This window comes from Pseudomonas fluorescens (assembly GCF_030344995.1).
Taxonomy (GTDB): Bacteria; Pseudomonadota; Gammaproteobacteria; order Pseudomonadales; family Pseudomonadaceae; genus Aquipseudomonas; species Aquipseudomonas fluorescens_BF.
Genome location: NZ_CP128260.1, coordinates 2326536 through 2346574 on the forward strand (window position 1 = coordinate 2326536; position 20039 = coordinate 2346574).

Annotated in this window: 22 protein-coding genes; 3 read left to right on the forward strand and 19 right to left on the reverse strand. The window is 60.2% G+C overall.

All coding sequences use genetic code 11. From position 1 onward, the window contains the following. Positions 1-12: 12 nt before the first annotated feature. The 14 genes from QR290_RS10630 to ccoN (QR290_RS10695) form a co-directional block, all read right to left on the reverse strand. Positions 13-2463 (reverse strand): heavy metal translocating P-type ATPase, encoded by a 2451-nt coding sequence (locus QR290_RS10630; RefSeq protein WP_289204854.1) that lies wholly within the window; start codon positions 2461-2463, stop codon positions 13-15. 320 nt (positions 2464-2783) lie between these two features. Next, on the reverse strand, positions 2784-3323 hold the full coding sequence (locus QR290_RS10635; protein ID WP_007951661.1) for a FixH family protein: 540 nt from the start codon (positions 3321-3323) through the stop codon (positions 2784-2786). Between the two features lie 11 nt (positions 3324-3334). After that, positions 3335-4750: a cytochrome c oxidase accessory protein CcoG gene (ccoG, locus tag QR290_RS10640; protein ID WP_115077158.1), complete on the reverse strand. Its 1416-nt coding sequence runs from the start codon at positions 4748-4750 to the stop codon at positions 3335-3337. A gap of 261 nt (positions 4751-5011) precedes the next feature. Continuing rightward, positions 5012-5200: a hypothetical protein gene (locus tag QR290_RS10645; protein WP_289204855.1), complete on the reverse strand. Its 189-nt coding sequence runs from the start codon at positions 5198-5200 to the stop codon at positions 5012-5014. A 127-nt stretch (positions 5201-5327) separates the two neighbouring features. After that, complete coding sequence (locus QR290_RS10650; protein ID WP_115077160.1) at positions 5328-5735, reverse strand: type II toxin-antitoxin system VapC family toxin; 408 nt, start codon at positions 5733-5735, stop codon at positions 5328-5330. After that, entirely contained in the window at positions 5736-5990 is a 255-nt protein-coding gene (locus QR290_RS10655; protein WP_039770179.1) for a type II toxin-antitoxin system Phd/YefM family antitoxin, read from the reverse strand. A gap of 171 nt (positions 5991-6161) precedes the next feature. Beyond that, positions 6162-7145, reverse strand: coding sequence for a cytochrome-c oxidase, cbb3-type subunit III (gene ccoP / locus QR290_RS10660; RefSeq protein WP_289204856.1), 984 nt, complete (start codon positions 7143-7145; stop codon positions 6162-6164). After that, positions 7142-7327, reverse strand: a complete 186-nt coding sequence (locus QR290_RS10665) for a CcoQ/FixQ family Cbb3-type cytochrome c oxidase assembly chaperone (protein ID WP_003175465.1) — start codon at positions 7325-7327, stop codon at positions 7142-7144. Before QR290_RS10665 ends, ccoP (QR290_RS10660) begins: the two co-directional genes overlap by 4 nt. Positions 7328-7332: 5 nt before the next feature. Next, complete coding sequence (gene ccoO, locus QR290_RS10670; RefSeq protein WP_007905434.1) at positions 7333-7941, reverse strand: cytochrome-c oxidase, cbb3-type subunit II; 609 nt, start codon at positions 7939-7941, stop codon at positions 7333-7335. Beyond that, positions 7941-9383, reverse strand: coding sequence for a cytochrome-c oxidase, cbb3-type subunit I (gene ccoN / locus QR290_RS10675; RefSeq protein WP_011333288.1), 1443 nt, complete (start codon positions 9381-9383; stop codon positions 7941-7943). The genes ccoO (QR290_RS10670) and ccoN (QR290_RS10675) overlap by 1 nt, the downstream gene beginning before the upstream one ends. 481 nt (positions 9384-9864) lie before the next feature. Next, entirely contained in the window at positions 9865-10818 is a 954-nt protein-coding gene (ccoP, locus tag QR290_RS10680) for a cytochrome-c oxidase, cbb3-type subunit III (RefSeq protein WP_289204857.1), read from the reverse strand. Next, a complete protein-coding gene (locus tag QR290_RS10685; protein WP_064378782.1) occupies positions 10815-11012 on the reverse strand; it encodes a cbb3-type cytochrome oxidase subunit 3 in 198 nt (65 codons plus the stop codon). The genes ccoP (QR290_RS10680) and QR290_RS10685 overlap by 4 nt, the downstream gene beginning before the upstream one ends. A gap of 5 nt (positions 11013-11017) precedes the next feature. Continuing rightward, the gene (gene ccoO / locus QR290_RS10690; RefSeq protein WP_007960355.1) at positions 11018-11626 is read right to left on the reverse strand and encodes a cytochrome-c oxidase, cbb3-type subunit II; all 609 of its coding nucleotides are present in this window, start codon (positions 11624-11626) and stop codon (positions 11018-11020) included. A 10-nt stretch (positions 11627-11636) separates the two neighbouring features. After that, the gene (gene ccoN / locus QR290_RS10695; protein ID WP_007960356.1) at positions 11637-13061 is read right to left on the reverse strand and encodes a cytochrome-c oxidase, cbb3-type subunit I; all 1425 of its coding nucleotides are present in this window, start codon (positions 13059-13061) and stop codon (positions 11637-11639) included. A gap of 95 nt (positions 13062-13156) precedes the next feature. Here ccoN (QR290_RS10695) and QR290_RS10700 point away from each other — a divergent pair, with 95 nt between their 5' ends. The 3 genes from QR290_RS10700 (at position 13157) to QR290_RS10710 (ending at position 15742) form a co-directional block, all read left to right on the forward strand. Further along, the gene (locus tag QR290_RS10700; protein WP_289204858.1) at positions 13157-13849 is read left to right on the forward strand and encodes an alpha/beta family hydrolase; all 693 of its coding nucleotides are present in this window, start codon (positions 13157-13159) and stop codon (positions 13847-13849) included. 1079 nt (positions 13850-14928) lie between these two features. After that, positions 14929-15294, forward strand: coding sequence for a DUF6124 family protein (locus tag QR290_RS10705; protein WP_039767501.1), 366 nt, complete (start codon positions 14929-14931; stop codon positions 15292-15294). 88 nt (positions 15295-15382) lie between these two features. Continuing rightward, complete coding sequence (locus tag QR290_RS10710) at positions 15383-15742, forward strand: DUF6124 family protein (protein WP_265811818.1); 360 nt, start codon at positions 15383-15385, stop codon at positions 15740-15742. A 93-nt stretch (positions 15743-15835) separates the two neighbouring features. Here QR290_RS10710 and QR290_RS10715 read toward each other — a convergent pair whose 3' ends face one another. From QR290_RS10715 to inhA, 5 genes are all read right to left on the reverse strand, one after another. Then, positions 15836-16255, reverse strand: coding sequence for a type II toxin-antitoxin system YafO family toxin (locus QR290_RS10715; protein WP_289204859.1), 420 nt, complete (start codon positions 16253-16255; stop codon positions 15836-15838). Between the two features lie 6 nt (positions 16256-16261). After that, positions 16262-16408 (reverse strand): hypothetical protein, encoded by a 147-nt coding sequence (locus tag QR290_RS10720; RefSeq protein WP_165369536.1) that lies wholly within the window; start codon positions 16406-16408, stop codon positions 16262-16264. 208 nt (positions 16409-16616) lie between these two features. Next, on the reverse strand, positions 16617-18182 hold the full coding sequence (locus tag QR290_RS10725) for a methyl-accepting chemotaxis protein (RefSeq protein ID WP_085711948.1): 1566 nt from the start codon (positions 18180-18182) through the stop codon (positions 16617-16619). A gap of 102 nt (positions 18183-18284) precedes the next feature. After that, positions 18285-19076 carry a CPBP family intramembrane glutamic endopeptidase gene (locus tag QR290_RS10730; protein ID WP_289204860.1) on the reverse strand — a complete coding sequence of 264 codons (792 nt, stop codon included), beginning with the start codon at positions 19074-19076 and terminating at the stop codon, positions 18285-18287. Positions 19077-19321: 245 nt separating this feature from the next. Further along, entirely contained in the window at positions 19322-20008 is a 687-nt protein-coding gene (inhA, locus tag QR290_RS10735; RefSeq protein WP_289204861.1) for an isonitrile hydratase, read from the reverse strand. Between the last annotated feature and the right edge of the window lie 31 nt (positions 20009-20039).

The window sequence follows — 20039 nt, forward strand, 5'->3', positions numbered from 1 at the left end:
TGCCCGCGCGGCTCAGGCCGGCAGCGGGCGGGTTTCTGACGAGGCGTTGACGGCCGGCGCACTCGGCAGGCGAGTCAGGCGCAGGGCGTTGAGCACCACGGTCAGCGAACTGATCGACATGCCGACGGCGGCCCACACCGGAGTGATCCAGCCGAGGGCGGCGAACGGCAACATGAGGCCATTGTACAGCGCGGCCCACAACAGGTTCTCGATGATCACCCGACGGGTGCGGCGGGCCAGCGTGAAGGCTTGTACCAAGGCGTCGAGGCGATTGGACAGCAACACCGCATCGGCACTGGTTTTCGCCAGATCAGTGGCCGAGCCCATGGCCACGCTGATGTCGGCGGCAGCCAGCACCGGCACGTCGTTGACCCCGTCGCCGAGCATCAACACCTTGCGGCCGTCCTTGTGCAGTTGTTGCAGCACTTGCAGCTTGTCGTCCGGGCGCAGACCGCCACGGGCCTCGTCGATGCCCAGTTCGGCAGCGACACTGGCGACCATCGGCGAACTGTCGCCCGACAGCAGCAGCGTACGCCAGCCGCGTGCCTTGCACGCCGCGAGCAGGGCAGGAGCGTCGTCGCGCAAACGGTCGTCGAGGGCGAACCAGGCCAGCGGCCCCTGACGGTCACCGAGCAGCAACCATTGCCCCGGTTCCTTCGGCATCGAGGGCACCGGAGCGCCGCTGAGGTCGCAGACAAACTCCGCCTGACCGATGCGCAAACGCTGTTCGCCAACCATCCCTTCAAGCCCCAGGCCCGGCGTGCTGTGGACATCTTCGGCGGCCAGCGGCGCGCGACCGAAGGCGCGGGCAATCGGGTGTTCCGAACGGTTTTCCAGCGCTGCGGCCAGACTCAGGCACTGATCGCTTTCGAGGGCGCCGAGGGGGCGGATCGAGCGCAGCACCAGTCGGCCTTCGGTGAGGGTGCCGGTCTTGTCGAAAATCACCGTGTCGATCTGGTTCAGGCCTTCCAGCACATGGCCGCGTGTCAGCAGCAGACCGAGTTTGTGCAGGGTGCCGGTGGCGGCGGTGAGGGCGGTTGGTGTCGCCAGCGACAGCGCGCACGGGCAGGTTGCAACCAGCATGGCGAGGACGATCCAGAACGCCCGCGACGAATCCAGTTCCCACCACAGCAGGCCGATGGCGGCTGCCGCGATCAATGACAACAACAGAAACCACTGCGCAGCGCGGTCGGCGATTTCCGCCAGCCGTGGTTTTTCCGCCTGGGCGCGATCCAGCAGGCGGACGATGGCCGACAGTCGCGTGTCTTGACCGAGCGCCTGCACCTCGACGGTCAGCGCGCCTTCCACGTTCAGCGTGCCGGCGGTGACCGCATCGCCTTTGGCGCGCGGTTGCGGCAGGTATTCGCCGGTCAGCACCGATTCGTCGATGCTCGACTGGCCATCGAGGATCCTGCCGTCCGCTGGCAGCACCGAGCCCGGTTGAACCAGCACCCGGTCACCGAGGCGCAGTTCGCTGAGCAGGATGCGTTCACTTTGGCCTGCATCGTCGAGACGCAGACAGGAGGCGGGCAGCAGATTGACCAATTGCGCGGTGGCAGCGGCGGTGCGCTCGCGGGCGCGGCGTTCGAGGTAGCGCCCGGCGAGCAGGAACAGCGCGAACATGCCCACCGCGTCGAAATACAGCTCGCCGACCCCGGTAATCGAGGTCCAGATCCCGGCGACATACGCCGCACCGATCGCCAGTGAAACCGAGACGTCCATGGTCAGGTGACGGGTACGCAAGTCGCGCATGGCGCCCTTGAAAAACGGCGCGCAGCTGTAGAACACAATCGGCGTGGTGAGGAACAGCGCGACCCAGCGCAGGATGGTGTGCAGCTCCGGGCTGAGGTCGATGTTGAATTCCGGCCAGGTCGCCATGGTCGCCATCATCGCCTGGAACCACAGCAGCCCGGCGACGCCGAGTTGGCGCAAGGCGAGGCGATTTTCGCTGGCCAGTTGTTCGCTGGCGCGGTCGGCATGATATGGGTGCGCGGCGTAACCGATGTGGCGCAGTTCGCCGAGGATCTGGCTCAGTGGCAACTGAGCGTCAGCCCAGCGCACATGCAGGCGATGATTGGACAGATTGAGCCGCGCCTCGGCCACGGCGGGCAGCGTGCGCAGGTGTTTCTCGATCAGCCAGCCGCAGGCGGCGCAACTGATGCCTTCCATCAGCAGCGTGGTTTCGGCCAGTTCGCCTTCGTGGCGCACGAAGGGTTGCTGGACGTCGGCGCGGTCGTACAGCTCGAGCTCATCGACCAGTTGCACCGGCAGCGCTTCGGGGTTGGCCGAGGCTTCGCTGCGATGCTGGTAATAGCTTTCCAGCCCACCGGCGACGATGGCTTCGGCCACCGCCTGGCAGCCGGGGCAGCAGAACTCGCGGGACTCCCCGAGCACGACGGCGGTGAAGCGGCTGCCGGACGGGACGGGCAGGGCGCAGTGGTAGCAGGGGAGTGGAGTGGTCATGGCATTGTCGAGGGGATAAACCCTTGGAATCGAGTGGTCCGCTTGCCCTCACCCCAGCCCTCTCCCGGAGGGAGAGGGAGCCGATCGGTGGTGGCCGGATTAATGGTTTCAGTCAGCGCTATCGTCACTGGCGTACATCGATTATGCAAACACCCGAGATCAGCCACCTCTTCACTGGGAGAGGGAGCCGATTGATGTGGGCCGGAAAAATGGGTTCAGTCACCGACATCGTCACTGGCATACATGGCGCGTGCAAGCGTCCGAGATCAGTCCCCTCTCCCTCCGGGAGAGGGTTAGGGTGAGGGGCTTTTGATCTTGATTCACTTCTTCAGGTCTTCGGCGCCTTGCAGCGGCTCATCACCCAGCAACAAATCTTTGTCGTGGCTGACCAGCTCTTCCTCGAACATCCGCCACACGTGATCGTCCTGAGTACCCAGCAATTCAACAAAACGCCGGCCTTCGATCTTGTCGCTCAACTGGCCAATATAGCGGCCCGTTTCAGTCTCGCTGCGCGCCAGGACGATCTTGCGATCCTTCTCCGGCTGGGTCGGCGAGATCAGGTTCAGTTCCAGGGTTTTCGGCTGGCTGTCGCCGCTCAGGCGCAGGTCGACTTCACCGGTGACGTCATCCAGATGCACGGCGGCGCGCATCTTCAGAGTCTGCGCCAGCAGCTCACGATCCAGCGAACGGTTGATGCCCTTGCCGGCCTCGTAGTAGTTGTCGTTGACCAGGTTGTCCGGGTTGTTCACCGCGATGGTCACCATGGACAGCGTCAGGGTCACCGAACAGGCCAGAATCCCGATGATGATCCATGGCCAAAGGTGCTTGTACCAGGGACTTGCGGCGTTTGCTGCGGGCATGTTCAGTTCTCTCAACGATTTTGTGGGCCGATGAAACGGCTCTTGGCTTCTACGTGGACGCTGTCGTCATCGGCATCCTTGAGGATGAATTTCACCTCGTTGGTGCTCGATGGCAATTGTTCAGGCGCACTCGACAACTCGACCGGCATGCTGAAGATTTCCCCGGCCGGCACCTTGATCTCGCGTTTGCCTTGCAGACGCAGATCCGGCAAACCGGCGGCTTCCAGCACATAGGTGTGGTCGCGCTGATCCTTGTTCATGATCTTCAGGCTGTAGACGTTTTCGATCCGGCCTTCGGCGTTTTCGCGGTACAGCACGCGGTCCTTGCTGACGTCGAAACCCACCAGCGAACGCATGAAGAAGGCGGTCACCAACAGGCTGATCATTGCCAGCAGCACCACGGCATAACCGATCAGGCGCGGACGCAGTTTATGGGTTTTCTGCCCGGACAAGTTGTGTTCGGTGGTGTAGCTGATCAACCCGCGCGGGTAATCCATCTTGTCCATGATGCTGTCGCAGGCGTCGATGCATGCGGCGCAACCGATGCACTCGATCTGCAGGCCGTCGCGGATGTCGATGCCGGTCGGGCAGACCTGGACGCACATGGTGCAATCGATGCAGTCACCCAGGCCCTGGGCCTTGTAGTCGACGCCTTTCTTGCGCGGGCCACGGCTTTCGCCGCGACGCGGGTCATAGGAAACGATCAGTGTGTCCTTGTCGAACATCACGCTCTGGAAGCGCGCATACGGGCACATGTAGATGCACACCTGCTCACGCAACCAGCCGGCGTTGCCGTAGGTGGCGAGGGTGAAGAAGCCGACCCAGAAATACGACCAGCCATCGGCCTGGCCTGTGAAGAAGTCGAACACCAGTTCACGAATCGGCGAGAAATAGCCGACGAAGGTCATGCCGGTGACGAAGCCGATCAACAGCCACATGGCGTGCTTGGCGAACTTGCGCAGGAACTTGTTGGCGCTCATCGGCGCCTTGTCGAGCTTGATACGCTGGTTGCGGTCACCTTCGGTGACCTTCTCGCACCACATGAAAATCCACGTCCACACACTTTGCGGACAGGTGTAACCACACCAGACCCGGCCGGCATAGACAGTGATGAAGAACAGACCGAACGCCGCAATGATCAGCAGCCCGGAAAGCAGAATGAAATCCTGCGGCCAGAAGGTCGCGCCGAAAATGAAGAACTTGCGTTCCGGCAGGTTCCACCACACGGCCTGATGGCCGCCCCAGTTCAGCCACACCGTACCGAAATACAGCAGGAACAAGGCAGCACCGCCCATCATCCGCAGATTGCGGAACAGGCCGGTGAAAGCACGGGTGTAGATTTTTTCTCGAGAGGCGTAAAGGTCGACGCTGTTGTTCGCGTTCTTGTTGGGGGGCGTGACGTCGTGTACCGGAATCTGGTTGCTCATCATTGCATCCCACGGCAGTGGAAAAATGCCTCGGTCGATACGTGCCGGCCGGGGTCAGAAAGGGGTGTTGCAGTGGCCCAATGATACGCCTGTACTACCGACGAACGGGTGCGACCTTTGGTCGCGTTGGGGAAAAATCATGAATGGTGTAGCGAATGTAACAAAGCATGATGCAGATCAATTGACTATAGACGATAGGCACTGCTGACATCGTGGCAGCTGCGCTGCACAAGAGCAGACGCAGCCGCTTTCATAGGTCGGTCACACTATCCGGCCGCCGCCAAGGCTATCCATTCCGCCGGAGCCCTTTTTTTTCTTGGCTGAACCTTCGCCCATGACGGAGCGTTTTTGTCGTTTCAGGTTGTCGCTATTGGTCGCATCATTTTGTGGCGTCTGTTCATCCGTTTGAATCGGCTGATCTGTGTCCTGGCTATGATGTTGTTCGTTCATCGTATGGCTTCCTTCCAAGATGAGTCGTGAGGTCGCAGCGCATCGGCTGCCGGAGGACGTTATCGCTTGCCAGCCAATGTGCCCAACGAATTTCAGTTGCGAGATGTGAAGCTGCAATGCGGGGCTTTCATTCCCACGGATTGATCAGTGCAACACCGCTGGATTCAAAGCCGGTCACATTGCGCGTAACGACGGTCAACCCATGAACCAGCGCCGTCGCTGCGATCAACGCATCACTTTCATTGGCTTGATCCGGCACATGGATGCGGGCGCAGCGCAGGGCGACGGCGGCATCGACCGGCAGGATTCGCGCGTCGAAGGCTGGCATCACGTGGCGCTTGAGCCAGGTGCGCAGAACCTTGCCTTGAGCCGGGTCGCGGCGCTCCATGCGAAGGACGCCGGTCTCCAGTTCCTTCAAGGTAATGGCCGAGATGAACAGGCGAGGGGCAATGACTGTTCTGGCCCAGGCGACAACGTTCCTGTCGGCCTGGGGTTTGCGCAGCTCGGAAATCACATTGGTGTCGAGCAAATACATTCAGGACAGATCCACGGGGCGGTGAGTGATTACGGCACGCTCGGTTTCGAACTCGATGTCTGCCGCTTCAGGCATGACCAGCAGATCGACAATGCTCGCGTTGAGGCCGGTGAGTTTTTCGTACTCCTCGATGCTTAGCAGTACGTGGGCGGGCTTGCCACGGTCGGTGATGATTACCGGCCCGTTGCGCGCGGCTTTTTTGGCACTGCTTGTGTCCTGATTGAATTCGCGGCTGGAAATGGTGGTGATGGCCATCATTGCGACCTCTCCTGAAAAAGATATGTAGCAACGTTACTACTGCTTCTGGCATCTCACAACCGGGAAGATCTTACGAGCCTGATCGCTGGTCGGCCATTCAAAGGGCAGAAACAAAAAGGCCCCGCCAATTTTCATTGGCGGGGCCATTTTTTGTTTCAAGCGTCGGCCTTACTGGGCCTCGGCTTCCGCTGGTTTTTCACCGTGGGACAGGCTGTAAACGTAAGCCGCCAGCAGGTGAACCTTGTCGTTGCCTTGCAGTTGTTCCTGGGCAGGCATCTGGCCCTGACGGCCGTAACGGATGGTCTGCTGCAGTTGCGCGAAGCTCGAACCGTAGATAAACGCGGCCGGGTGGGTCAGGTTCGGGGCGCCCATTGCCGGGGTGCCTTTGCCCTCCGGACCGTGGCACGCCACGCAGTTGGCGGCGAACAGTTTCTGGCCGTTGGCCGGATCTGCCTTGGTGCCTTCCGGCAGCTTGCGGCCATCCAGATTGGTCAGCACGAACGCGGCCACGTCGGCCACGCCTTGTTCACCGATCACTTCAGCCCAGGCCGGCATCACGGCGTGACGACCGCCCATGATGGTGGTCTTGATGGTTTCCGGTTCGCCGCCCCAGCGCCAGTCGGCGTCGGTCAGGTTAGGGAAGCCATAAGCGCCCTTGGCGTCGGAACCGTGGCAGACCGAGCAGTTGGAGGCGAACAGGCGGCCCCCCATCTTCAGGGCTTGCGGGTCCTTGGCCACTTCTTCGATCGGCATCGCAGCGAACTTGGCGAAGATCGGACCGAACTTGGCGTCCGAGCGAGCCATTTCCTTTTCCCACTCGTGAACGCCGGTCCAGCCGGTCTGGCCGTTGGCGAACGCCGTCTGCTTCTCGTTATCGAGGTAGTTGTAGCCCGGCAGCAGACCTTTCCAGTTGCCCAGTCCCGGGTACAGCACCAGATAACCCAATGCGAACACGATGGTGCCCACGAACAGCATGAACCACCATTTCGGCAGCGGGTTGTCGTACTCCTCGATCCCGTCGAAGGAGTGGCCGACCGTCTCGTCCGTCTGTTCGCTGCGCTGGCCCTTGCGGGTCGACAGCAACAGCCAGGTCAGGGAAAAGATCGTACCGAGACTGAGGACTGTGACGTACAGACTCCAGAATGTAGTCATTCTTTGTTACTCCTAGAAGCTTGCTCGACGTGCTTGATGGCTTCGGGATCATCCGCGAAGGGCAGCAAGGTCGCGTCTTCAAACTCCGACTTGCGCTTGGGGCTGAACACCCACAACGCCAGGCCGATGAAGGCAACCATCACGACAACGGTGCCCAGGCCTCGAATCATCCCGATATCCATCTAGATCACCGTTTGCTTTTGATGATGGTGCCCAGGCCTTGCAGATAGGCCACCAGCGCGTCCATTTCGGTTTTACCCTTCACAGCGTCTTTTGCACCGGCAATGTCTTCGTCGGTGTAAGGGACGCCGAGCGTGCGCAACACTTCCATTTTCTTGGCTGTGTCTTTGCCGTCGAGCTTGTTTTCTACGAGGAACGGGTAGGCCGGCATTTTCGACTCAGGCACCACGTTGCGCGGGTTGTACAAGTGCGCACGCTGCCAGTCATCGGAGTAACGACCGCCGACGCGGGCCAGGTCCGGGCCGGTACGTTTGGAACCCCACAGGAACGGGTGATCCCAGACGCTTTCACCGGCGACCGAGTAGTGGCCGTAGCGTTCGGTTTCGGCACGGAACGGACGGATCATCTGCGAGTGGCAGCCGACACAGCCGTTGGCGATGTAAACGTCGCGGCCTTCCAGTTCAAGGGCGGTGCGCGGCTTCATGCCTTCGACCGGCTTGTTGGTGACGTCCTGGAAGAACAGCGGAACGATTTGGGTCAGGCCACCGACGCTGACGGCGATGACCATGAAGAAGGCCAGCAGGCCAATATTCTTCTCGACAGCTTCATGCTTCATCAGTGAGCTCCAACTACGGCGATCTTGGCGGCGGCTTCAGCTTCAGCCGGGTCCGAGGCGCGAACGGTGCGCCACACGTTGTAGGCCATCAGGAACATGCCGCTGGCGAAGAACGCACCGCCCAGGGCACGAACGATGTAGCCAGGGTGGCTGGCCTGCAGGGCTTCGACGAACGAGTAGGTGAGGGTGCCGTCGTCGTTGATTGCACGCCACATCAGACCCTGAGTGATGCCGTTGACCCACATCGAAGCGATGTACAGCACGGTACCGATGGTCGCGAGCCAGAAGTGCGCGTTGATCAGGCCGGTGCTGTGCATCTGCGCACGGCCGAACAGTTTCGGGATCATGTGGTAGATCGCGCCGATCGAGATCATCGCCACCCAACCGAGCGCGCCGGCGTGTACGTGGCCGATGGTCCAGTCGGTGTAGTGCGAGAGCGAGTTGACGGTCTTGATCGCCATCATCGGACCTTCGAAGGTCGACATGCCGTAGAACGCCAGCGATACCACGAGGAAACGCAGGATCGGGTCGGTGCGCAGCTTATGCCAGGCGCCCGACAGGGTCATCATGCCGTTGATCATGCCGCCCCAGCTTGGCGCCAGCAGGATGATCGACATCGCCATGCCCAGCGATTGTGCCCAGTCCGGCAGCGCGGTGTAGTGCAGGTGGTGCGGGCCGGCCCAGATGTACAGGGTGATCAGCGCCCAGAAGTGCACGATCGACAGACGATACGAGTAGATTGGACGTTCGGCCTGTTTCGGCACGAAGTAGTACATCATCCCCAGAAAACCGGTGGTCAGGAAGAAGCCCACGGCGTTGTGGCCGTACCACCACTGGATCATCGCGTCGGTGGCGCCCGAGTAAGCCGAGTAGGACTTGAACAGGCTGACCGGCAGCGACATGTGGTTGACGATGTGCAGCATCGCGGTCACCACGATGAACGCACCGTAGAACCAGTTACCGACATAGATGTGCTTGGTCTTGCGCTTGGTGATGGTGCCGAAGAACACCAGACCGTAGGTGACCCAGACAATGGCCAGCAGAATGGCGAGGGGCCATTCCAGTTCCGCGTATTCCTTGGTGGTGGTGTAACCCAGCGGCAAGGTAATGATCGCGCCGACGATCACCGCTTGCCATCCCCAGAAGGTGAAGGCCGCGAGGCTGTCGGAAATCAGTCGCGTCTGGCAGGTTCGCTGCACGACATAGTAGGAAGTGGCAAACAGTGCACAACCACCGAAGGCGAAAATCACCAGGTTTGTGTGCAACGGGCGCAAGCGTCCAAAGCTCGTCCACGGCAGACCGAAATTCAACTCCGGCCAGACCAGTTGCGAGGCGATGAAGACACCGAGCCCCATGCCAAGGATCCCCCAGACCACCGTCATGATGGCGAACTGGCGGACTACCTTATAGTTATAAGCAGTCGGACTGATTGCTGTGCTCATTCTAAGGTTCCACGGTTTGGGTGTTTTATTAGGATTAAAATCGGCCGCAAGTATGTAGAAAGCAGGGGGTCAATGCAACGCGCCATGACCTGGGTCAATGCTTTCCAACGCTGATTCTGCGGCCTTTCCATGCGCCGCGTAAGGACAAAATTGCCCTCGGGCAAAATGTCGCAGCGGACGAAAAAAGCGAGGGGTCCCGGTCGGATGTAACGGGGTGTGTTCGAACGCTCGGTTCGGGTGACGGACGGTAATCGGCACGACAGCCGGTATCTACCGGCCTTTGCGGCCATGTCAGTCAGCCGATTCGTTCAACGCCTCGCTCGGGGTCGACCGGGAACCGGCACGGGCCAGTCCGCCTCGAGCAAGCGTAGACCCGAATCCGGGTAACCGAAAGGAGAGGGGGTGAAGGGGTGCGACAATGCGTCGCAAAGGGGCTGGAAACTGCCGCACTGGAAACGTGCGGCAGTCTTGTGCGCAATGATTACTTTTTATTGTCCTCAGTAATCAGTTTTTCTGTATTCAATCCATTGCTAAGGCTGTACACATAAGCGGCTAGTAATTGCACTTTATCGTTGCCCAGCAGCTCGCTCTGAGCTGGCATGTGGCCTTGACGGCCATGGCGAATGGTCTGCTCGAGTTGGGTCAGGCTGGTGCCGTAGATGAAACCGGCCGGGTGCGTCAGGTTCGGGGCGCCCATGGCTTCGGTGCCCTGGCCGTTTGCCCCGTGACATGCGGTGCAGGTTGTGCTGAACGCCTGCTGACCCGCTTGAAGATCAGCCTTGTTGTCCGCCGGCAGTGGCAGCCCCGCCAGTTCATGACGCACATAGGCGGCGACGTTTTTCACCCCAGCCTCGCCCAGCACTTCGCCCCACGCCGGCATCGCTGCCATCCGGCCACCCATGATGGTGGTCTTGATCGTCTCGGCACTGCCGCCCCAACGCCAGTCCTTGTCGGCAAGGTTAGGGAAGCCGAACGCGCCCTTGGCATCCGAGCCGTGGCACACCGAGCAGTTGGAGGCGAACAGACGGCCACCCATTTTCAGCGCCTGCGGATCCTTCGCCACTTCTTCCACCGGCATGGCGGCGAATTTGGCGAAGATCGGCCCGAACTTGGCGTCGGCCTTGCTCATTTCCTTTTCCCACTCGTGAACGCCGGTCCAGCCGTCCTCGTAGCCGGGCAGGATGCCTTTCCAGTTACCGAGGCCCGGATAAAGGATCAGATAGCCCACGGAAAACACCAGCGTGCCGGCGAACAGCATGAACCACCACTGCGGCAGCGGGTTGTCGTACTCCTCGATGCCGTCGAAGCTGTGGCCCATGGTCTGGTCGACGCTGCCCTTGGTCTCGCCCCGACGGGTGCCGACCAGCAGCCAGGTCAGGCCGATCAGGCTGCCGATGGTCAGTACGCAGATCCACGTACTCCAGAAGGTGGTCATGGCCGGGTACTCCTTGTTTCAGATGCTTGGGTTGGGTCGGGTTGCGGCTCGTCGGCAAACGGCAGCAGGCGCGCTTCGGCGAATTCCGGCGTGCGCTTGCGGTTGAACACCCACAGGGTCAGGCCGACGAAGGCCACGAACACCACGACCGTGCCGAGGCCTCGTATGAGGCCCGCGCTCATTTCAATGACCATCGGACTCACCTCTTGCTCTTGATCGCAGTGCCAAGCACTTGCAGGTAGGAGACGAGGGCGTCCATTTCGGTCTTGCCCTTGAGGCTGGCCACCGCGCCGCTGATGTCGTCGTCGGTGTACGGCACGCCGAGGGTGCGCATGACCTTGAGCTTGGTTTCGGTGTGGCTGCTGTCGACCGGTTGGGTGACCAGCCATGGGTAGGCCGGCATCTTCGATTCCGGTACAACGTTGCGCGGGTTGTACAAGTGCGCACGATGCCAGTCATCCGAGTAGCGCGCGCCAACCCGGGCCAGGTCCGGACCGGTACGTTTCGAGCCCCACAGGAACGGGTGATCCCACACGCTCTCGCCGGCTACCGAGTAGTGGCCGTAGCGTTCGGTTTCGGCGCGGAACGGACGGATCATCTGCGAGTGGCAACCAACGCAGCCTTCGCGGATGTAGATGTCACGGCCTTCCAGTTGCAGCGCGGTGTAGGGCTTCATGCCTTCCACCGGTTTGTTGGTCACGTCCTGGAAGAACAGCGGGACGATCTGGGTCAGGCCGCCGATACTCACGGCGAACACCATCAGCAGCATCAGCAGGCCGACGTTCTTTTCAATCGTTTCGTGTTTCATGGCGGACTCCTCAGGCCATCTGCGCGGCAGCAACGACGTCAGCAGGCTGCGAGGCCCGCACGGTGCGCCAGGTGTTGTAAGCCATCAGGAACATGCCGCTGAGGAAGATCGCCCCGCCAATCAGCCGCACGACGAAGCCAGGGTGGCTGGCCACCAGGGTTTCGACGAAGGAGTAGGTCAGCGTGCCGTCCTCGTTCACCGCACGCCACATCAGGCCCTGGGCGATGCCGTTGACCCACATCGAAGCGATGTAGAGCACGGTGCCGATGGTCGCGAGCCAGAAGTGCGCGTTGATCAGGCCGATGCTGTGCATCTGCTCTTTGCCGAAGATTTTCGGGATCATGTGGTACAGCGCCCCGATGGAAATCATCGCCACCCAGCCGAGCGCGCCGGCGTGTACGTGGCCAATGGTCCAGTCGGTGTAGTGGGAGAGGGCGTTCACCGTCTTGATCGCCATCATCGGACCTTCGAAGGTCGACATGCCGTAGAACGCCAGCGACACCACCAGGAAGCGCAGGATCGGGTCGCTGCGCAACTTATGCCAGGCGCCCGAGAGAGTCATCATGCCGTTGATCATGCCGCCCCAGCTCGGTGCCAGCAGAACCAGCGACATCACCATGCCCAGCGACTGCGCCCAGTCCGGCAGCGCGGTGTAGTGCAAGTGGTGCGGGCCGGCCCAGATGTACAGGGTGATCAGTGCCCAGAAGTGCACGATCGACAGGCGATACGAATACACCGGACGTTCGGCCTGTTTCGGCACGAAGTAGTACATCATCCCGAGGAAACCGGCGGTGAGGAAAAAGCCTACGGCGTTGTGGCCGTACCACCATTGCACCATCGCGTCGGTTGCACCGGCGTACACCGAGTAGGACTTGGTGAAACTCACCGGCAACTCAAGGTTGTTGACGATGTGCAGAATCGCCACGGTGATGATGAACGCGCCGAAGAACCAGTTGCCCACATAAATGTGCTTGGTCTTGCGCTGCATGATCGTGCCGAAGAACACGATGGCGTAGGCGACCCAGACGATGGTGATCAGGATGTCGATCGGCCATTCCAGCTCGGCGTATTCCTTGGAACTGGTGTAACCCAGCGGCAGGCTGATGGCTGCCAGCAGGATCACCAGTTGCCAGCCCCAGAAGCAGAAGGCGGCGATTTTCGGCGCAAACAATTGGGTCTGGCAGGTGCGCTGCACCGAGTAGAACGAACTGGCGAACAAGGCACAGCCGCCGAACGCGAAGATCACCGCGTTGGTGTGCAGCGGGCGCAGGCGTCCGAAGCTGGTCCACGGCAGGTTGAAGTTGAGTTCGGGCCAGACCAATTGAGCCGCGAGAAAAACCCCGAGCCCCATGCCGACGATGCCCCACACCACCGTCATAATGGCGAATTGGCGGACCACCTTGTAGTTGTAGGCGGTACTGATAGAAGTGTTCATGGTTCCCCATCCACGGTTCAGCCGAAGTGAGCGCGCGCAGAAAACGCCGCGAATCCTTCGCCTGGAGTTATAGGCAGACTAAAAGCGAGGCAAGCATGGACAAACAGCACAAGGCCAGTATTGACGGGGATCAATGGGCGCAGTGCCTGCGGGATCACGGGTGGCTTTGGGATGCCGCTGTTGGGGAGGCTTCGGCGACGCTCATTCTCGCGCATGGGGCGGGGGCGCCGATGGACAGTGAGTGGATGACGGATGTGGCTGGGCGCCTTGCCGGGCTTGGTATCAACGTGTTGCGGTTTGAGTTTCCTTATATGGCGCAGCGGCGGGTTGATGGCAGCAAACGTCCGCCGAATCCGGCGCCGAAGTTGCTGGAATGTTGGCGTGAGGTTTATGGCTTGGTGCGACTTCATGTCGCTGGGGTTTTGGCGGTTGGCGGGAAGTCGATGGGGGGGCGGATGGCCAGTCTGCTTGCCGATGAGCTTGGCGCGGATGCGTTGGTTTGTCTGGGGTATCCGTTTTATGCGGTTGGGAAACCGGAGAAGCCTCGGGTTGAGCATCTGGCTTCTTTGCAGACTCGGACGTTGATTGTTCAGGGGGAGCGGGATGCTCTGGGCAATCGGGACGCTGTCGGGGCTTACGATCTATCGCCGAGTATTGAGGTGACTTGGCTAGCGGCCGGCGATCATGACCTCAAGCCATTGAAGGTTTCCGGGTTTACCCATGAACAGCATTTGGCCAGCGCCGCACAGAAAGTAGCCGCGTTTCTCAAGGGTGTACCGAAATCCTGAACCAGATGAAGATCGGCTCCCTTTCCCCTCGCCCCCTTGGGGGAGAGGGCTGGGGTGAGGGGGATCGATCTTGAACACGACACACTTTTCGATCTGTGCGCATATCCGTTGCTGCGGTCAAGCCCACCTAGGGTTTCGCCCTTACGGCGACTCACTTTTTTTACAAACGCCTAAAAAAAGTAAGCAAAAAAACGCTTGCTCCTACGTCCGGCCCGCTCGCTAAAGCTCGGGGTTCCTTCGCTCCGGAATTCATCCGGGGGGCATCGCCTACGGTTTGCTTCGCTGCACCTCCTCTCGATGTGTTTGGCTTCGCCAAACGGTCGCTGCGCTCCCACCCCCGGATAAATCCCTCCACTCAGCCTTCCGACGTCGCCCGTGGATCAAGATCAAAAGCTGCAGCCGAGCTAACGCTCATCCTGTTGAGTGGTGAGAAGCGGATTGAAGTGCTGTTCAAAACCTGAGTTCAACTCAATATCCCACGTCGGCGTACCTCACCCAAACACCTCGGTCAGTCCCTCTCCCTTAGGTGAGAGGCAGATTGAGGTGCTTTCAAAAAACTGAGTTCACCTCGGTATCCCACGTCGGCGTACCTCCCCCAAACACCTCGGTCAGTCCCCTCTCCCTCGGGGAGAGGGCTAGGGTGAGGGGGAAGGTTTCACTGACACACCACCAAAACTGAAAGCCCCCCCCACCCCGGCATTTCCAGCGAATAAACACGATCGCGTGACCACGTTTAAAGTACACGACCCGTTACGCCATAAGGGCTACAACACCTTGCGTCGTTGCCTACGCGTACGCCAGAATCCGCCGGCTTACGCGGCTATGGGGCGGGCTATATCGTTTCCCTGTCACTGAAAAACAGTGATCGGGTTTGGTAGCCCGTCTCAAATTGTCGTTGTAGCGACACCCTAAATGCCGTCTCTTTTTTTGGGTATGGCTTTGTATGGTGGGCATGCGTGGGGCTCCTCTGTGAGCGCCGGGTTTCCCGATTTGACCGGTCTACCAACCCGCGCATGGCCGCCACCCGCCGTTTGGTAGCGAGGGTGATGGCTCCTATTTTTCAAATTGGAGTTCTATCTATGTTCAAAGCCACACCAAACCCACCAGAAACCGATTCAATCCCCTACGACGCCGCACTCGAAGCCGAAAACATAAAAACGGCCACCGAGCGGGCGATCAATCATTACCTCGATCCTGGGGCACAGAAGACGTCCAAGCCATCGCGCAAGCCGGGCAAGATCTATCTGGTCAACCCAACCATGGATGACGAAACGCTGCTGGTCGAAGCGTGCGAAACGCTGTCGTCGGCCAGTGACATGGCCCGGGACCTCGGCAACACCGTCGATCCGTCGCAGCGCAAGGCGATGCAGATTCTGCAGCAGGTCATCATGCTGAGTGAGCTGCTGGTCAATCGTGTGCTGGATAACCATCACGTCTCGCGGTAGTTGCCGCCTCGGTGAGGGGCTTGTCCCCTCACTGCCTGGCAGCTGTCTACACAAATCCTCAAGCGACTCTTGTCCGGAGTTCCAGCTGATGTCCACGACCGTCATTCCACCGTTAGAAGATCCGGTGTCCCCGTACGAATTTCCCGATTCAAGAAAACTCCACGACGCGGCCGAACGCGCCCTCGACTATTACTTGACCCCCGCAGCCAAGATCATGGCCACGCCCTACACCCCTAACGACATGTTCATGGTCAACCCGCAAACCGACACGGAGTCCTTGCTGGCCAACGCCTGCGAATCCCTCGCGTCAGCCACGGTCATGCTCGGTGACTTTGCCGGCCTGCTGGAAGGGCCGAACCGCAAGACCCTGTTGGGCATTGCGCAAGTGGTGATGTTGGGCGAACTGGCGGTGAATCAGGCACTGGATAACCTCGTGCCGAAGGAGTAACTACCAAGGCAATAAGAAACCCGGAAGCTCTCGCTATCCGGGTTTTTTATTGCCTTGCTACAGGCGTGGTCCAAGAATTGGTCAGCCAACTGATCAAAAGTCCTCAAGGTCGGAATAGACGACTTTTCCCACAACCCATGGCTCAACAATCTCGCAATGCACCGTACGCAGAAATGAACCCCACTCACTCCGGTTATGGGCATCCGGGCCAGTGATTGTCAGCAAAAGGTATTCATCCCGGAAAGCATCGTAGGCGTAGATAAGCCAGAAGTCGTTGTCAGGATCGTCAACCAGGGCAGTTCGATAATACTGACGGTCTATTTTTGCCCACCGCGTCTGGGTCGCTTGAGTGCTGGCCAGGTGGATATGATGCATATCGCTGAGATCGAGTCGTTCGTCTCGCCCGAAAATAGCGGGCAGTTCACCGCACACTTTGTAGTTATAAAAATGAGCGGCGAAGTTTTTCCAGTTGTTGATTTGTTCGAAAAGCGCAGAGATTTTGACTGCTGGCATCTATGGCTACTTTGTTATGGGTAGCTTGCCAGTGATCACATATTTATCGAACGCTTTCTGCCCATCACGCGCGGCTTGCCGGACATCAAGAAAAGTCAGTTCATCGCGAATGACTTTTTTGACTGGCTTGTCGATCTTTCTGGTGGTGGCCATCGGAGCCTCCAAAGGAGATGTATTCATACTGACCAGCTTAAGGGATTGGATTTCTACCGGCAAACGATAGAGCCGACCCCAAAGATGCACCAGTCAGCGGATTCTGGCGTTCTTGTAGGGCATAGCGCCCCTATGTGTAGTCACGCGGTGAGCCACAATAAAAAACCCGGAAGCTCTCGCTATCCGGGTTTTTTGTATTGCAGATCAATCAGCGGTTAAACCGCTCCACCAACGAATACTGCGTATTAGCAGTCTTGGTCAGCTCTTCACTCAGCAACGCCGAGTTATGCGCCTGTTCCGAGGTCTGGTCCGCCAGTTCCGAGATGTTGCTGATGTTGCGGCTGATTTCTTCAGCCACGGCACTTTGCTCTTCGGTCGCGGCGGCGATCTGGGTGGTCATGTCGGTGATGTTGGCCACCGCTTCGCTGATGCCCACCAGGGCCTGATCCGCTTCCAGTACCCGCGCCACACCTTCTTCCGCCTGGCGATGGCCGGCTTCCATGGTTTGTACGGCGCTGGAGGCAGTCTGTTGCAGCTTGGCGATCAGGGCGTGGATCTGGCCGGTGGATTCGCTGGTGCGTTGTGCCAGTTGGCGGACTTCGTCGGCGACTACCGCAAAACCACGGCCCATCTCGCCGGCACGCGCGGCTTCAATCGCAGCGTTGAGCGCGAGCAGGTTGGTCTGGTCGGCGATGCCTTTGATCACGTCGACCACGCCACCGATTTCGTCGCTGTCCTTGGCCAGTTGCGTGACAGTCAGGCCGGTTTCGCCGACGACGACCGACAGACGCTGGATGGCTTCGCGGGTTTCGCCGGCAATGTCGCGGCCGCGACCGGTCAGGCGGTTGGCTTCCTGGGTGGCGTCGGCGGTGCGTTGTACGTGGCTCGCCACTTCTTGCGTGGTGGCGGCCATCTGGTTGACGGCGGTGGCGACCTGTTCGGTTTCCACGCGTTGACGTTCCAGACCGCTGGAGCTGTTGTGCGCCAGGGCGTCGGACTGTTTGGCCTGATCGGTCAGGTGCTCGGCGGTGTCCTGCAGACGGGTCAGGCAGGTTTTCAGGCGGGCTTCCTGGCTGAGGATCGACATCTCCAGACGCGCCTGGGCACCACGGCTGTCGGTGTACATCTGCGCGATCAACGGGTCGGACGTGGTCTGCTCGGCCAGACGCAGCAGGCGCTTGAGCCCGCGTTGTTGCCATTGCAGGCCCAGCAGGCCCAGTGGCACCGACAGACCGGCGGCGAGGGCGAAGCCCCACTGCGAGTTCAGGGTGGCGCCGATCATGAAGCTCAACTGGCTGACCAGAATGAACGGCAGCCAGTCCTGAACGATCGGCAGCCATTTGTCGCTCGAAGGAATCGCCGACTTGCCCTGGTTGATGCGTTGGTAGAGCGCTTCGGCACGGCGGATCTGTTCGGCGGACGGCTTGACCCGCACCGACTCGTAACCGACCACCTGACTGCCATCGAACACCGGCGTTACGTAGGCGTTCACCCAGTAATGATCACCGGTCTTGCAGCGATTCTTGACAATGCCCATCCATGGCAAGCCTTGTTTCAGTGTGCCCCACATGTGCGAAAACACCGCAGCCGGGACGTCGGGGTGACGAACCAGGTTGTGCGGCGCACGGATCAGTTCCTCACGCGAAAACCCGCTGATTTCGACGAAAGCGTCGTTGCAGTAGGTGATCACGCCCTTGGCGTCGGTTGTGGAAATCAACCGTTGCTGAGCCGGGAAAGTCCGTTCGCGTTGTGTAATGGGCTGGTTATTACGCATGGTTTTTCAATCCGCAAGGCTTTGAAAGGTTGTCGGCGGGGTCGGCCATTTATTGAAATTTTTTTTCATTTATATGTACGGCGTCGCAAAACGGCCCTTGCTTCAACCGGCGAGCATCGGATAAGTGAACAGGCCGAAATGCAGCAGGTTGAGGCCAAAATGCGTGGCGATCGCCGCACCGAGCCCGCCAAAACGGTAGGCCAGACCATAGCCGACACCCGCCAGGCTCGCCAGCAACACCCATTGCCAACCGGCGCCCACATGCACCAGGCCGAACAACAGGGACGCCAGCAGCAGCGCAAGATTTTCGCCGTAGGGCAGGTGTTTGAAACGCTGGCTCAGGCCGCCCTGGATATAGCCGCGAAACAGCGCTTCTTCGACCAGCGTCACCAGCAGCAGGTTGTTCAACACCCACAGCCACGCCTGATCCGGCCATTTCGGCGCCCAGGTGATCATGCCGAGCAACACCGCGCCGCCCAACGCCAGAATCACGCTCAGCGTCAGTGCCAGCGCGGTGGCGTACACCGTCAGGCGCAACGAACGCCGCGCGACGATCCACGGGCAGACCAGCAACAGCCAAATGCCAATCAGTGGTTTGTCGAGATTCAGGTACATCGAGAACGGCACGGCGTTGTCGGTGAAGCGCTGGGGCTCGATGGCCCGGCCGTTGTAGAAGCCCGGCAGCCAGTGCAGGGCCAGCGCCAGAGCCAGCACGATAAACAGGCCATGGCCGAGAAAACGCCCGACCGGCACGGTTTGCTGGCGCACGGCGTAACCGGCGAAAACCAGCAGTGCAATGGAGATCAGCGCCAGCCAGTCGAGCTGGCCGAAACTCAGCGCCAATCCGTAACCAAGGCTGAGAAGCCCGAGATAGAGCCATGGCAGAGCTGTCATGGAAAGTCCTTGTGCACGATTTGTGGACAGGCTTTCTACACGGGTGGGGGCGAGGGGACAAGTGAAGGTGTGTGGGAAACCGGGACAACACGCAAACCTGTTGCTGACACAATCACCTGTGGGAGCTGGCTTGCCAGCGATGAGGCCTGTACAGCCGACATCTTCATCGACTGATGCGCCGCCATCGCTGGCAAGTCGAATCGTCGCACCGCAGCTCCCACAGGGATTCGTGTAAGGCTGAAAGATCAGCGCAGGTTCAATTTCGCCGCAGCGCGCTCGGTGATTTCCCGACGCAGTTTCAGCGACGGCGCTGCACGCTTGCGCGCCTCATCGACAACAGCACTCGGCGCCGTCTCCGGGCTACCCGAATCAAACGGCGGCGCCGGCGCATATTCCAGCTGCAACTGCACCAATTGCGCCGTATCGACACCGACCAGCTCCTGCGCCAGCGTCAGGGCAAAATCGATCCCCGCCGTGATGCCGCCCCCGGTAAACAGATTACCGTCACGCACCACCCGATCCTTCACCGCAATCGCGCCCAGTGTCGGCAGCAGATCGTGATACGCCCAGTGCGTAGTCGCCCGTTTACCCTGCAACAGACCCGCCGCCCCGAGCACCAGCGATCCGGTGCATACCGACGTCACGTACCGCGCCGTTGCGGCTTGCGACTTGATGAACGCCAGCGTCTGTTCATCTTCCATCAACGGCCCGACCCCGGCACCGCCGGGTACGCAGATCACATCCAGAGCCGGGCAGTCCTCGAACGTAGTGGTCGGTTTCAGCACCAGCCCGGTGCTGGCGGTGACCGGCACCAGATCCTTCCAGACCAGATGCACCTGCACGTCCGGCAGCGAGGCCAGCACGTCGTACGGGCCGGTCAGGTCGAGTTGCTGCACCTGGGGAAACAACAGAAAACCGATCTGCAACGCCATGGTTCTTCTCCGTGAAAAGGGGGGTAGACGG